The organism is Parabacteroides sp. APC149_11_2_Y6, assembly GCF_054506995.1.
Genome location: NZ_CP173709.1, coordinates 2791877 through 2806914, shown reverse-complemented (window position 1 = coordinate 2806914; position 15038 = coordinate 2791877). Strand labels below are relative to the sequence as shown.

9 protein-coding genes and 1 riboswitch are annotated in these 15038 nt (G+C 46.7%); of the genes, 3 read left to right on the top strand and 6 right to left on the bottom strand.

Annotation, left to right across the window (positions count from 1 at the left end; translation table 11 throughout):
* Position 1: 1 nt before the first annotated feature.
* From cobM to ACGE0T_RS11670, 6 genes are read right to left on the bottom strand one after another with little or no spacing between them, the layout of a single operon-like run.
* Positions 2-1897: a precorrin-4 C(11)-methyltransferase gene (cobM, locus tag ACGE0T_RS11695; RefSeq protein WP_459186818.1), complete on the bottom strand. Its 1896-nt coding sequence runs from the start codon at positions 1895-1897 to the stop codon at positions 2-4.
* Complete coding sequence (gene cbiE, locus ACGE0T_RS11690; protein WP_459186817.1) at positions 1894-3105, bottom strand: precorrin-6y C5,15-methyltransferase (decarboxylating) subunit CbiE; 1212 nt, start codon at positions 3103-3105, stop codon at positions 1894-1896. The genes cobM and cbiE overlap by 4 nt, the downstream gene beginning before the upstream one ends.
* Entirely contained in the window at positions 3102-4520 is a 1419-nt protein-coding gene (gene cobJ, locus ACGE0T_RS11685) for a precorrin-3B C(17)-methyltransferase (protein ID WP_459186816.1), read from the bottom strand. The genes cbiE and cobJ overlap by 4 nt, the downstream gene beginning before the upstream one ends.
* 30 nt (positions 4521-4550) lie before the next feature.
* Positions 4551-6026, bottom strand: a complete 1476-nt coding sequence (locus tag ACGE0T_RS11680) for a PepSY domain-containing protein (RefSeq protein ID WP_459186815.1) — start codon at positions 6024-6026, stop codon at positions 4551-4553.
* Positions 6027-6030: 4 nt separating this feature from the next.
* Entirely contained in the window at positions 6031-8340 is a 2310-nt protein-coding gene (locus ACGE0T_RS11675; protein WP_459186814.1) for a TonB-dependent receptor, read from the bottom strand.
* A 19-nt stretch (positions 8341-8359) separates the two neighbouring features.
* Positions 8360-9295 (bottom strand): sirohydrochlorin cobaltochelatase, encoded by a 936-nt coding sequence (locus ACGE0T_RS11670; protein WP_459186813.1) that lies wholly within the window; start codon positions 9293-9295, stop codon positions 8360-8362.
* A 275-nt stretch (positions 9296-9570) separates the two neighbouring features.
* A riboswitch (cobalamin riboswitch) is annotated at positions 9571-9767 on the bottom strand.
* A gap of 245 nt (positions 9768-10012) precedes the next feature.
* Here ACGE0T_RS11670 and ACGE0T_RS11665 point away from each other — a divergent pair.
* The 3 genes from ACGE0T_RS11665 to ACGE0T_RS11655 all read left to right on the top strand — a co-directional run bounded on the left by ACGE0T_RS11665 (position 10013) and on the right by ACGE0T_RS11655 (position 15018).
* Positions 10013-12259, top strand: coding sequence for an aconitate hydratase (locus ACGE0T_RS11665; protein ID WP_459186812.1), 2247 nt, complete (start codon positions 10013-10015; stop codon positions 12257-12259).
* Between the two features lie 109 nt (positions 12260-12368).
* Positions 12369-13628: an NADP-dependent isocitrate dehydrogenase gene (gene icd, locus ACGE0T_RS11660; RefSeq protein WP_459186811.1), complete on the top strand. Its 1260-nt coding sequence runs from the start codon at positions 12369-12371 to the stop codon at positions 13626-13628.
* A gap of 46 nt (positions 13629-13674) precedes the next feature.
* On the top strand, positions 13675-15018 hold the full coding sequence (locus ACGE0T_RS11655) for a citrate/2-methylcitrate synthase (protein ID WP_459186810.1): 1344 nt from the start codon (positions 13675-13677) through the stop codon (positions 15016-15018).
* The last annotated feature ends 20 nt before the right edge of the window (positions 15019-15038 follow it).

Sequence of the window (15038 nt, the reverse complement as noted above, 5' to 3'; positions counted from 1 at the left end):
TTTATTTACGGAAAAGATGTTTGAATTCGTCTGCATATAAGCGGGAAAGACCTTCCCGGTTGTCGATGGCATCACCTACTACCAACAGGGTGGTGAGGGTCAGGTGGTTGTCTTTTACGATACGAGCCAGATCTTTCAGTTCGCCCCGGTAGATGCGTTCGTCTTTCCAGGTGAGTTTGTAGCAGGCGGCAACCGGGGTTGTAGGCGGATAATGTTCCAGCAGTTCTTTCTGGACCTGCTCTGCGATACCGGCACTCAGGAAGATACACATGGTGCTTTGGCTTTGAGCCAGCTTATGCAATTGTTCTTTTTCCGGCATAGGGGTACGCCCTTCTCCACGGGTAAGGATGATGGTTTGTACCTTTTCCGGGATGGTGAACTGGGAACGCAGGGCGGCAGCGGCAGCCTGGAACGAAGAAATTCCAGGGGTGATATGGTAGTCCATTCCGTATGCGTCGAAGAAAGCCATTTGCTCCTGGATAGCTCCGTAGATACATGGGTCGCCGGTATGCAGGCGGACAACGAATTTGCCTTTGTCGTAGAACGTTTTCATCAGGAGGAATTGTTCTTCCAGGTTCATATCGGCAGAGCTGCGGACTGTCGCACTTTTCTTGGCACAGAATGTCAGTTCTTTCGGGACAAGACTGCCTGCATACAGGATAAGGTCTGCCTTTTCCAACATACGGCGTCCACGGATGGAAATAAGTTCGGGGTCGCCCGGTCCGGCTCCTACGATTTCAATATGGCCTCTCTTTTCAGGGATAGCGATGGCATAGGTGAAGTCGTTGCAGTCGCCTAACTTCCCTTTTTGTTTGCCAACCAGTAGCCTGCCGTTGGCGGCTGCATAACATGCCGCAGCTTCGGAAACGCTGGAAGAACCTGTTACTTCCGCTACCTTTTCGGACGGATTAGGAATATCCATGCGGGCAAGTTCTTCTGCCGGATAAGTTTGGAAAGGCACTTGCAGTTTCTCTGCCAGTTGCAATAAGATGTTCTCTTCTTTTTTCAGGTCGATGGAAGCAACGGAGGCTATTGCTGCCGGATGGATGGCTTGTAGCATACAGGTATCCATTATCTGGCGGAAGAAGACATCGAATGAACCGTCCAGTCCTTTTTTACATCCGGCTCCGAGGGTAAGTATCCGGGGTACGAATGCCAGTACCGGAGTCTCGAATGTATGAATGAACGGGCTTATGGTGATGACCCACGCGTATTTTTTATCGTCGATAGTATCTGCCGTATGGAAGATTTCGACATGTTCCGGGCAGGTATCCTGAAGATAGGCTGTCCCTTCGTCTTCCGTTTCTATCAGTAGGGCAAAAGGTTTGCGGTTGACGAAGTCCGTGATACAGGCATTCATCACTTTGGGTTTATTGTCCGTACTGCCGGAGATGAGTTCCGTATAAAAAGCAAGCGGGTCTGTCCCTTTTGTAACAGGTTGCTCATAAATGAAACTTTTCCAGTTGTAGGTTCCTCCCAAAGTGTCGAGCGCCCAAAGGCCGGTATTGTCGCTCCGGGTGGTGACGATGGCTTCGGCTTTGAGTAACCGGGCAAGTTCGAGGCTGAACTCGTTGGCTCCGCCGATATGACCGGATAGAACCGGGATGACGAATTTGCCGGTACTGTCGATACAAATAACGGCAGGGTCGGTATATTTACTGTCTATATAAGGGGCAATGCTGCGTACACAGATACCCATTGCTCCGATGAACAGGATGGCGTTTGTCCGGGGAAACAGTTCTTTGGTTGTTTCTTCAAATGAAATAACGGGCAGGGTTCCGTCTTCTCCGTTCTTGCTATAGAGTTCTGCTGCCGGATACTGTTCTTTTATTTTGTATGCCAATGGCATGCTGTCCGCCGATACGATGATGACGGCCAGGGATTGTATAGGATTCATTTTTCTTCTTTTATTGTACGGATGATACAAATCGGGTTATAGGAGTCTACCGTGATATGCGTTTCCACAGGATGCGGGAAACCGTTTTCCCTGATAGCTTCTGTAAACAAAGCATAGCTTTCGGCTGAAACAGAATTGAAGACGAGGGTACCGCCTGCTTTCATTTTGCCGGCTACCTTTTTGACTATCTCTTTCAGTTTTCCGCCATGTCCGCCGATAAAGACGGCATCGGGAGGCGGCAGCTTGCTGATATCTTCTTTCAGGAAATCCCCTATGTGCAGGTCGATACCCGGAGCGGAGAACCGCCTGCAATTCTTTTCTACAATTTCTTTACAGGCTTCCCGTATTTCAAAGGCATGGATATGCAAATGGGGATATTGTCTTTTGGCTTCGATGGAAACGGAGCCGGTACAGCAGCCGATATCCCAGAAACAACTGCTCCGGTGTAGTTGCAGTACACTCAGGTCGAGCAGGCGTACCGGTGATTTGGTAATCATTTTCTCCCGTCCGTCCAGATGGATAAAGGAACTGTCCGGTATGCCGGCTGCCGGCCTGTATTGTTCGTGTCCGGATATACGTTGGAGCAGTATGCAATTCGGGGTATCGAATGTCGTTTCTGCAATTTCGGAAAGGGAGGAGATACGGAATATCTGTTCTTTTTCCCGGTTACCTAAATGAGTACCGATATACATCTGATACCGGCTGAAATTATATTCCAGCATTCTGGATGCAATGGCAGCGGGGGTATGGACGTGGTCGGTCAGCAGACCGACCAGTGGAGCGTTTTCGATAAAAGCCCGGTCCATTTCATGCCAGGAACGTCCTGTCACCGAAACGGCGTGCATCTCCTGATAAGGCAGTTGGAGCCTGTGGGCAAGCAACTGCAGGGAACTGAATGCCGGGAATATCTGCAAGGAAGCATCCGGCATCCTTTTCCGGATGGTGGAGGCAAAGCCGAAGAACAACGGGTCGCCGGAGGCAAACACTACGATGTCTTTTCCTTCAAAGGAAGCGTATTGTTCGAACACGTTATCTAACGGGGCTTTGATGTCAATCCATACGGCGTTGGCGGGCAAGAGCGGCATAACGATTTCATGCTGCCGCAAGCCTCCGGAAAAGACCGTATGTTGTTTGATAAGGTCCTGTATTTCTTCCGGAAACCGGGGTGTCTGGTTGTCGTCCAGTCCTATTATATGGAAATGTATCATACGTCCCGTCCCGGTTTTAATTGTTCGGCATCGTTATAACAAAGGATGGAGTTTACCAGGGTTGCCGCCAGGTTGCTGCCGCCTTTCCGTCCTTCCACTATCAGTTTGGGGATGGAGGTAAAGGGCTTTACCATATGTTTTGATTCCTGTACATGTACAAAACCGACGGGAGCGGCAATGATACCGCTTGGCCGGGCTTTCCCTTTGCGGATCAAATCACAGAGTTCCATCAATGCGGTAGGGGCGTTCCCGAATACATACAGGGCATCGGGATGCTCTTCTACTGCCAGACGTATGCCAGCCTGGGTACGGGTGATGCCTTTGGAGGCGGCAAGTGCTTCGGTACTTTCGTCTCCCAGGTAACATTTAACGGAGATACCCATTCGCTGCAAAGCGCCTTTACGGATACCGGAGGCTGCCATCGTAACGTCTGTAATAATCGTCCGGCAGGTCCCGGAGACAAATTTGTCGTAAAGGGAACTGACCGCATTGTCATCTATGCAAAGAATATTTTCCATATCGAAATCGGCCGTTGTATGGATGGCATGCAGTAAGGCCCATTTCTTATCGAGCGGGATTTCTTTGTTTTTAAGTTCTTTCTCGATGGTACGGAAACTCTGTATCATGATATGCTGTCCCTTGCGCAGGGAACCATCCGCATCCGAAGGTTGTGTATCCCGATAGTAGCCGCGCGGGGTAATGATTGTTTCTCCAAAACGGTAAGACTGGGAGTTACCGATAAGGATGACGGTAAACATATCTATTTGCTCCGGGTCAAATTCCCCGAGGGTAGTGATCTGTACTTCCTGTTCTTCACGTCCGGCTTGCCGTACATAACCGACCGGGGTTTCGGGGGAACGTTCGGCAAGGAACAATTCTTTTAAGCGGTAGAGTTGCCAGTAACGTCCTTCACTTTTGGGATTGTAGACGGCTGTGACGAAGTCCGCCATAGCAGCCGCTTTGATACGTTGTTCGATACGTTCCCAGGGAGTCATCAGGTCTGATAAGGAAATGACGCAGAAGTCGTGGCCGATAGGAGCACCCAGCAGGGAGGCTGCCTTCTGGAAGGCGCTGATACCGGGAAGTACTTCGATTTCCATGTCGGTTCCTTTTTCCCGTTTCATTTCATAAATCAGCGGGGCCATGCCGTAGATACCGGCGTCTCCCGAACTGATAACGGTTACTGTATTTCCTTCCGATGCCAGGTTATATGCTTGTTCTGCACGGGCCTTTTCCCGTTTCATACCGGTATCGATACATTGTGTACCGGGACGAAGGATGTCTTGTATAAAACGGAAATAGTATTTATAGCCGACAATAATATCCGATTGCTTGATAGCGGATAAAACAGCCGGAGTTATGTCTGCCTCACTGCCGGGACCGATTCCGGCTACTATTATTTTTCCTTTACTCATTGTTGTTGATATTTAAGTCAAAGATATAATTTATTCTTGTCTCTTCTTTCTTCTTGATTTTCTTTTGATGTATTTAAATCCAAGCCATACACCGGTTGCCGAGCATATGGTTCCGCCTGTCATTAGTATCCAGACCATTATACTCCAGAGAAGGGTATGGTTGGCCATCCAGGGGAAATAGAGTGTATGCAATCCCATATAGAGAAAATGACGCATACGTGTATTGTTATTGTAATAGCGGGTGTTTCCGGTTTGGGGTTCGATGTAATAGGCACTCCGGTCTTTGTTGTCCACTTGTACACGATAGACGGGTAGGGGGAGTGCTTTCTTCCGGGAGATATAATGGTTATCGTATGCTGTAATTTCTTCGGCAGATAAATTATTTTCCGGGTGGATTGCTTGCACCAGCTTCTTGCAGAAGTCTTTGTCGAGTGTGAATAGCCGGGGATATGAACCGGATACTGTCATCAGGCGGGTGGTATTGTCTGTATATACTTTATACAAGGGCCGGTTGCCTATGCGGACCCATTCTATCCGTTTGATGCTGTCGCACGACCGGACCAGTTGCCGGTAGTCCGAATGAAAGCCGGCAGGGTCGAGGATTCCTCCCTGAATGTCTGTGTCTGTTTTCGACTGGTGATGTACGGGAATCATCCATTCCGGTACTTTTTGTAAGGACATGTATCCGCTGAACATCCAGGTGAGGACGAACAGCCCGAATACGAAACCGGTGATATGATGCCATTTATAAACAGGTTTTTTATAAGGGGAAGCGATTGTCTTACTTCTTTTCCAGTTTCTGTAATACACCCGGATGCCGACTATGATACCGAACAGGCAGGCAAAGCAACAGAAGCCGGATAACCAAAGTACGGTATTTACCCATGCTTTCCCATTGTTCGTATCGCGTAATGTCACGACATAGACCCAATGGGGGATAGGTCCCAGCCATGCCCAGAAACGGCTGTCCTTATCGGTAAGCTGGAGGGTGTCACCGGTCCGGGAAGATAGATAGAGTGTTTCTTCTTTATCACTGGCAAAGTGGAATTTGTAGACGGGCATGTCTTTTTTCATTCTTGGGTAAGGTATCCATACGTCGATGGCGTTTATGCTGTCGACGGATGCAATTTCTCCCTGGCTATAGGGGGCGGCAATAAGGGAAAGTTGTGCAGGGTTGACTTTTGTATAGGGAATAATCCGGTTGCTATCGGCGTAACAACGAATTTCATCGCTTGCTATTTTCAATGTAAAACTTGTTTTGCCTGCTTGTTTTTCTACACTGAGTGACAGGATACTGTCGGAAGGAATAGCTATTGCAGACAGGAGCTGTTGCAAGGAGGGCAGGTTGTTGTCCAGTGCGGCTTGTTTTTCCATTTTCCGGGAAACGGACAACCGGGGGAAGGTGTGGTAAATCATAACGAGGCCGGACAGGAACCACATAAGGAAAAGCATACTGAGGAGTGTCCCCAGTATGCGATGTAATTTTATAATGAATCTGTTCATCATTTTCTTAGATATAAAATCCTAATGTAACTGATACATTTCTCTTTTCCTCAGGGATGAACTGTGTGCTGTTTACCGCATTTCTGAAGTATGTTTTATTGAACAGGTTGTTCACGTTCACCTTGATTTGATATTTACGGTATTTATACTTTGCCATCAGGTTGGCGATGGCATAAGGATCGTATGCAATCGTATTGTCCGCCGTAGCAAATGCCTTGGATGAGTATTCAGCTCCGACAGCCACTGAAAGTCCGTTTAATGTCCGGCTGGAGAAATCGTAGAAGACCCATCCGTAAGCCATGTGTTTAGGAGCTTGTGTGTGGTATTTGCCTTTCAGGTCGTTTGTCATATAGTCGTTGGTTGCATATTCACGGTATTTTGTTACGTTGAATGTGTAACCGGCTGTGATACTCAAATCTTTGACAGGGCTGTAGTTTACATCCAGTTCCAAACCTTTGGAATCGGCAGAACCTACCTGTCCGGAGATTCGCATGTCTTCGTAGGTTCCCAGGCTTTGTACCATATTGTTCTTACGGATATAGTAGGTTGCAAGGTTTACCTGCAGGCTGTTTGCCAGGTCGAGGTGGGAACCAAATTCAAACTGGTAACCTGTTTCCGGATCGAAGATATTGTCTCCGTTCGGATAGATGCGTTCTCCTTTATTATTGATGTAGATAGTCGCATCGTTGGCAATGGTACGGCTCGGTTTGAAATAGTTTGTACCGGAGGCAAAGATGTTGAACTGGTCATTGATATCATACACCAGACCGACACGCCAGGTAACAGAGTTGTTCTTCAGGTGTGATTTGTCACCTTTTTCCAGTACCTCTTTATTATCTGTTGTCGCTTTCTGATAATACCGGTCGTACCGGTCGTATCTCAAACCGATTAAAGTACGTAACTGGGGAATGAATTTGATATAATCCTGGACGAATACGCCATGGATATATTCATACAGATAGGTTTTTGAAGAGAACTTCGTTTCAAAAGCACCTTGGTTCAACAGTGGATTGATGGTAGAGATGACAGCCTGTTTTCCGGGTCCCCAACCGTCTTTACCTGTGGCTCCAACAGAAGCGGAATAACCGTTCCGGTTCATTAAAGTGAAGGTATATCCGGTTACGATGTTGTGTTCGATTCCTCCGGTTTTGAATTTACCGGTTACGTCGAACTGGTTCTGCAATACTTTCGCGTGGTAAGCAAAACGTAAAGGCGAATTTCTACGGATGGAGTCGAGGCAGATATATACTTTCTTGTCTCCGTTTATATAGTAGTTTTCATATCCTTTTTTAGGTGTCTCGGAAGTCAGGAATGCCAGGGATTCAGTATTGAAATAGTCGTTATCATCGTCAAAGTAGGAGAGGTATTCGGTCAGTTTCCAGTCTTTGTTGATGATATGTTTCCATTTGGCTGTGGCATTATAACCTTTGTGGGTAAGAAAGTCGGCGGGGTCGTTGTAACGCTGGCGCAGATCGATACCCTGAGGCATGTCGCCGGCATTATATATTTTAGTACCGGAAGCGTTATAGATGTCGTTCTTTACATGAGGTATACCGGTTTCCGTACCGTACCAGTCGTTGTTTCCACCTACTTTGAATTCCAGTTTGTTGCGATGGTCGATATTGTAATCGAGTGCTGCATAGAGATTGGCTGTACGGTCGTAGGAACTGCGCCATCCTTCCCCGTTTGCTATGGATGCATCGAAACGCAGGTTTAGTTTTTTGCTGATGGCTCCGCTTCCTCCGACTTGTACGTTGTAGCGTCCCCAGCTTGCTGCTCCGGCTTCGGCATTGATATGTGTTTCTGCAGAAGGTTGCTTTCTCATGACGTTGATGACTCCACCTAAAGCAGAATGACCATATAAAACAGATGCCGGGCCTTTCAGCACTTCTATTTTTTCTACTGCAGCAGTGGTGGTAGAGGTTGCAGACTGTGACAGGTTATGACGTTCGTCGCGTACGCCGTCGGTCATAAGTACAAAGTCATAGAATCCCCTCAGTTTGAATGTCTGGAAACCACCGTATGTGTTGATCGGTTTTACACCTGTGGCATAACGGGTGGCCGTTTGCAGGGTGGTCAGGGACAAATCCTGGATTAAACGGGGAGATACCTGCGATACGGCGATCGGCATCTCTTTCAAGGGAACGGGCATTTTTAGTACTTCTGTCCGTTTGTTTACGGAACTTTGTATAACGACTTCGTTAATATTGAATGTCGTATCGGCAAAGTTCGTGTATTCTTTTTTATCGTGACGTTGTGCGTATACGTTTGTCAGTTGTAACGCGGCTAAAAATAAAATGGTAATACTCTTTTTCATATACATTTGATATCTCCGATTATTCGTATTTCTCTTTTCCTTTGGCATACTCCTTTTTCTTTGCTGTAATTTCCAGATATTTGTGGTTTGCGGCAAAGCGGGCATGTTCTATGAATATATTTTGTATGTCTGGGTTTTCTCCAAGCCCTTCCATAAGCACTGTTACTTGGTATCCTTGTTCTTCCAGTTGGCTTTTCCAGTCGTCGGCAATGTCATTCTTGGCATGCTCGCCGGCAACGAACATAAATGGCATTAACATTACTTTTTTTACTCCGCTCTTTTTCAATTGGATGGCAGCATCATCGAATGATGGATAGCCTTCTATTGTTCCCACAATGAAATTGTTGAATCCTTTAGCCTTCAACATATAATCCGTCATTGCATATTGTGCGGTAGCGGGGGTATATGTACCATGTCCAACCAGGAGGGTAGCTCCTTCTTTTGCTCCTTTTTGGGTTATGGCATCAATCACCGCTTCATAGTCGGCGGGAGAGTAGAGAAGTGGTGTGCCGATTCTGATTTCTTTGAATTCTTTTTCCCACAAAGCAATATCCTTGCGCAAGGATTCCATTTCTATGCCTTCGATAATATTGGACGACTGGATAATGATGTGTGTGTATCCTTCCGCTTTTAATTGTTTCAATACTTCGTCCGGATTCTGCTTTTGTATACCACGTTTCTTCAGCCGGTAGATAACAATGCGGGATGTCCAGGCTTCACGGACTTCCGTACCGGGAAAGGCTTCTGCCATTTTCTTGTTGATGGCTTCGATGGTCCGTTCGTTCGTATCGCTATGGGTAGTACCGAAATGGACCATTAAAATAGCAACTTTGTCACCCGGTTCTGTTGTTGCAAAGATGTCAGACTTAATAAAATTGCCTTCTGCGTGTATGGATATTGTACTGAATAGAAATAAGCAGATGGGTAATAAAATAGTTTTGAATAGATTCTTCATATGAATTGTTTTGTATGGTTTCTAATTGAATATGCTTTCATCTTATTTATATGATATACATAAACGAGGTTCATATGGATGCATACGAAAACAAAGGTTTGCATCATCAATAATGCAGACTGATTGATGAGGTAGGATAATACTCCTTTGTGAAGATACTTGTGCAAAAAGCATATTCACGCTGCAACCCATAGCAAAGGCTGCCAGCAGACATCTTTTTTCCATTAAAAAGAGATAATAGTGTTTTTAATAAACCCTCCTGACCCCGGGAGAATGATATTACTTTTTGCCTGGCAGGTTTCCTGACTTAGCCTTTGGAGAGCGGCCTTCCCGTTGATAGACAGTGGCATTGGAGAACTCTCCGTTATCGTATAGGCTTTACAGTAGCGGGCACTGTTCCGGACTTGAACCGGATTCCCTTTTATACAAACCATCGGATATGGTTTATATCACCGAAGCGGGAGCAAAGATATGAAAAAATTGAATTTCATCCGGTCTGTTGTAAACAAAATGACACCGGACAACGTTTTATTTATGAACACGCCGATATAAATAACCTCTATCATACCATAGAAATTATTGAACAAAAGGTGTTTATATAAATATTATTTTTGTTAAAAACGAAAATACCGTGAAGTCATATATATTACATCTTTATTGCTTACGGGAAGATATATTTGCAAAAAGCGATTGTGAACAAACAAAAAACAGATAGATATGGTGTACGACTTGGAAATGCTGGAAAGTTTTTATGCTAACTTTCCCAAGCGGGTGGATGCAGCCCGTAAGAGAATAGGACGACCGATGACACTGGCCGAAAAAATCCTGTATGCACATTTATATGATGCGAATGAAATCCGGCTTTATAAGCGGGGTACGGATTATGTGAATTTCCGTCCCGACCGTGTGGCTATGCAGGATGCTACGGCGCAGATGGCATTACTGCAATTTATGAATGCCGGGAAAGATAAATCGGCTGTTCCTGCCACGGTGCATTGCGACCACCTGATACAGGCGAACATCGGAGCAAAAGCTGATATTGAAACCGCAACAAAAGGGAATAGCGAAGTATACGATTTCCTCAAGTCCGTTTCCGACAAGTACGGTATCGGTTTCTGGAAACCCGGAGCAGGTATCATTCATCAGGTAGTGCTCGAAAACTATGCATTCCCTGGTGGGATGATGGTAGGGACGGATTCTCATACTCCGAATGCCGGGGGACTGGGTATGGTCGCTATCGGTGTAGGTGGTGCCGACGCAGTGGATGTGATGACCGGCATGGAATGGGAACTGAAGATGCCGAAACTCATCGGTGTTAAACTGACCGGCGAATTGAATGGCTGGGCATCACCGAAGGATGTGATTCTTAAACTGGCAGGTATCCTGACCGTAAAGGGTGGGACAAATGCCATTATCGAATATTTCGGTCCGGGCGCTTCTTCTTTGTCCGCTACCGGAAAAGCTACGATATGCAATATGGGGGCTGAAGTTGGGGCTACCACTTCTTTGTTCCCGTTTGATGCGAATATGGCAGAATACCTGCGTGCCACAGGACGTGATACGATTGCAGCTTCTGCAACGGCTATCGCCGATTATCTGATGGCAGACGAAGAAGTCCGTGCTACACCGGACGATTATTACGACCGCGTAATTGTGATCGATTTATCCGAACTGGAACCTTATATTAACGGTCCTTTCACTCCGGATGCAGCTACTCCGATTTCGGAATTTGCCGCCAAGGTAAAGGAAAACGGATGGCCCCGTAAGATGGAAGTAGGCCTAATCGGTTCGTGTACCAATTCCTCTTATCAGGATTTAAGCCGTGCCGTATCCATTGCCCGTCAGGCGGGTGAGGATAGGATTCCGGTAGTTTCTCCCCTGATTATTAATCCGGGCTCGGAACAAATACGGTATACGGCTGAACGCGACGGTATCATCGGCGACTTTGAAAAAATCGGCGCCACTATCATGGCGAATGCCTGTGGCCCTTGTATCGGACAGTGGAAACGCCATACCGACGACAATACACGCAAGAACTCTATCGTCACCTCCTTTAACCGTAACTTCGCTAAGCGTGCGGACGGGAATCCGAATACACATGCTTTTGTCGCTTCACCGGAGCTGACACTGGCGCTGACGATAGCCGGCGACCTTTGTTTCAACCCGTTGACCGATACATTGAAAACAGAAGACGGCCGCGAAGTGAAACTGAAAGAACCGAAAGGCACGGATTTCCCGCCTCAGGGATTTGCCGTAAAGGATAACGGTTATCTTGCTCCGACCGGAAAACATGTGAAGGTGGTTATCTCCCCCGATTCTTCCCGTTTGCAGGAACTCCATCCGTTTGCCCCGTGGGATGGCAAAGACTTATTGCAAATGCCGCTTCTTCTGAAAGCGGAAGGAAAATGTACGACCGACCATATCTCGATGGCAGGCCCGTGGCTGCGTTTCCGTGGTCATCTGGAAAATATATCGGACAATATGCTGATGGGGGCCGTAAATGCTTTCAACGGAAAGACGAACAGCGTCCTGAACCAGTTGACGAACCAGTATGAAGCCGTATCGGCCGTAGCCAAACAATATAAGGCAAAAGGCATTTCATCTATCGTTGTAGCGGAAGAAAATTACGGAGAAGGTTCTTCCCGCGAACATGCCGCTATGGAACCCCGTTTCCTGAATGTAAAGGTTATCCTTGCCAAGAGCTTTGCCCGTATCCATGAAACGAACCTGAAGAAGCAGGGAATGCTTGCCCTCACATTTGAAGATAAGGATGATTATCAGAAAATACGCGAGGAAGACCGTATCTCGATTGTCGGTCTGCAACACTTCGAACCCGGACAGCCGCTTACGGCTATCCTCTATCATGCCGACGGAACGGAAGAGTCCTTCCAGGTAAACCATACGTATAATGATTTGCAGATTAACTGGTTTAAAGTCGGTTCTGCATTGAATGCCGCACATTGATAAGTAGTATTCCGATATACGATACACGTATGCCTCCGGTTCCGGTCACTGGAAGCGTTCAGTTCCGGTCATCGGAAAAATAACCGGGGAAATAACAAATAGATAGCTTATGGAGAAGATTGTAAAAAAAGAGGGACGATTGGTTGTCCCCAATAAAGTGACTATCCCCTATATAGAAGGAGATGGAGTGGGAGCGGAGATAACTCCCGTCAGCCAACGTATCGTGAATGCGGCAGTAGACAGGGCCTATGGTTGCAGCCGTTTCATCGAATGGAAAGAAGTCCTGGCAGGCGAAAAAGCATTTAAACAGACAGGCAGCTGGTTGCCTGACGAAACGATGGAGGCTTTCCGCGAGTATATGATAGGCATTAAAGGCCCGCTTACAACGCCTATCGGCGGAGGTATCCGTTCGTTGAACGTAGCACTTCGCCAGACACTCGATTTGTTTGTTTGCCTGCGTCCCGTCCGCTGGTTTAAAGGAATCGTGACTCCGATTAAAGAACCGGAAAAAGTGGATATGTACATTTTCCGTGAGAATACGGAAGATATTTATGCCGGTATCGAATGGCAACAGGGAACTCCCGAGGCTGAAAAGTTCCTTCGTTTCCTTACGGAAGAGATGGGTGTATCCAAGGTCCGTTTCCCCGAAACCTCAGCATTTGGCGTGAAGCCAGTATCTATTGAAGGTACGGAGCGTCTGGTGCGTGCTGCCATAGAATATGCCCTGGTACATCATCTGCCGAGTGTCACACTGGTACATAAAGGGAATATAATGAAGTTTACCGAAGGCGGTTTCAAACTATGGGGCTATGCTTTGGCAGAACGGGAGTTTCCGGATAAAACATTTACCTGGCAGCAATACGACAAGATAAAGAAGGAAAAGGGTGAGGATGCGGCAGCACAGGCTCTGCTGGGTGCGGAGAATGAAGGCAAGGTGGTTATAAAAGACGTGATAGCCGATGCATTCCTGCAAAATACATTGCTTATACCCGAAGAATATTCAGTCATAGCGACACTGAACCTGAACGGAGACTATATCTCCGACCAGTTGGCTGCTATGGTGGGCGGCATCGGTATCGCACCGGGAGCCAATATCAATTACGACAGCGGTTATGCAATCTTTGAAGCCACCCACGGCACGGCTCCGAATATTGCAGGGAAGAATGTGGTGAATCCCTGTTCGCTGATATTATCCTCTGTGATGATGCTCGAATATATGGGATGGAATGAAGCAGCCCTGTTGATTACGGCAGCGCTTGAACGTGCCTTTTCGGAAGGAAAAGCGACTCATGACCTGGCTCGTTTTATGCCGGATGGAAAGTCGATGGGTACAAAGGAATTTGGGGAATATATAGTGAGCATACTATGATTCCGGATATGAATTACATGAATAATGACTATAAAAAAGTATGACAATGAAGAAAGAGTATATCATTTATAAGCTGTCCGACGCATCCAGAGATGCCTGTAAAATAGATAACGAACTGTTCCCGATGTATAATGTGAAGCGGGGTTTGCGTAATGAAGACGGTAGCGGCGTTTTGGTAGGATTGACCAAGATTGGTAATGTAGTGGGCTACGAGCGTTTGCCGGAAGGCGGACTGAAAGCCATACCCGGTAAACTGTTCTACCGTGGTTATGATGTGGAAGACCTCGCACACGCGTTTATCAGCGAGAAACGTTTCGGTTTTGAAGAAGTAGCCTATCTGCTGCTTTCCGGCAAATTGCCAGACAAGGAAGAACTGGCAGGCTTCAAGGAATTGCTCTGCGATAATATGCCTTTGGAACAGAAGACAAAGATGAATATCCTCGACCTGGAAGGACAGAACATCATGAATATCCTGTCTCGTAGCGTACTCGAAATGTATACGTTCGATCCGAATCCGGATGATACTTCCCGCGATAACCTGATGCGTCAGTCTATCGAGCTTATCTCCCGTTTCCCTACAATTATTGCTTACGCTTACAATATCTTCCGCCATAGCCAGCAGGGACGTTCCCTGCATATCCGCCATCCGCACGAAAACCTCTCTATTGCAGAGAACTTCCTTCATATGCTGAAACGCGAATATACTGAGTTGGATGCCCGTACACTGGACTTATTGCTGGTATTGCAGGCTGAGCACGGAGGTGGTAACAACTCGACCTTTACCGTTCGTGTGACCAGTTCTACCGGAACGGACACTTACTCCTCTATAGCAGCAGGTATCGGTTCGTTGAAAGGCCCGTTGCATGGTGGTGCCAACATTCAGGTTGTCGACATGTTCCATCACCTGAAAGAGAATATCCAGGACTGGACGAATGTGGATGAAATCGATACCTATTTCATGCGTATGCTGAATAAGGAAGTATATAATAAATCCGGTTTGATTTATGGTATCGGACATGCGGTATATACCATTTCGGACCCTCGCGCCGTTGTGCTGAAAGAGCTTGCCCGCGACCTGGCAAAGGAGAAAGGGCTTGAAGAAGAATTTGCCTTCCTCGAATTGCTGGAAGAACGTGCTATCGAATGTTTCGCCAAACATAAAGGAACCAAGAAGAAAGTATCTTCCAACGTAGACTTCTATTCCGGCTTCGTATATGAAATGATCGGTTTGCCGCAGGAAATCTATACTCCGTTGTTTGCAATGGCACGTATCGTAGGATGGACAGCGCACCGGATTGAAGAATTGAACTTCGAAGGCAAGCGCATCATCCGTCCGGCTTACAAGAATGTACTGGATGAACAGGAATATATCCCTATAAAGGAACGTTGATTGATAACGACTGCTAAGGT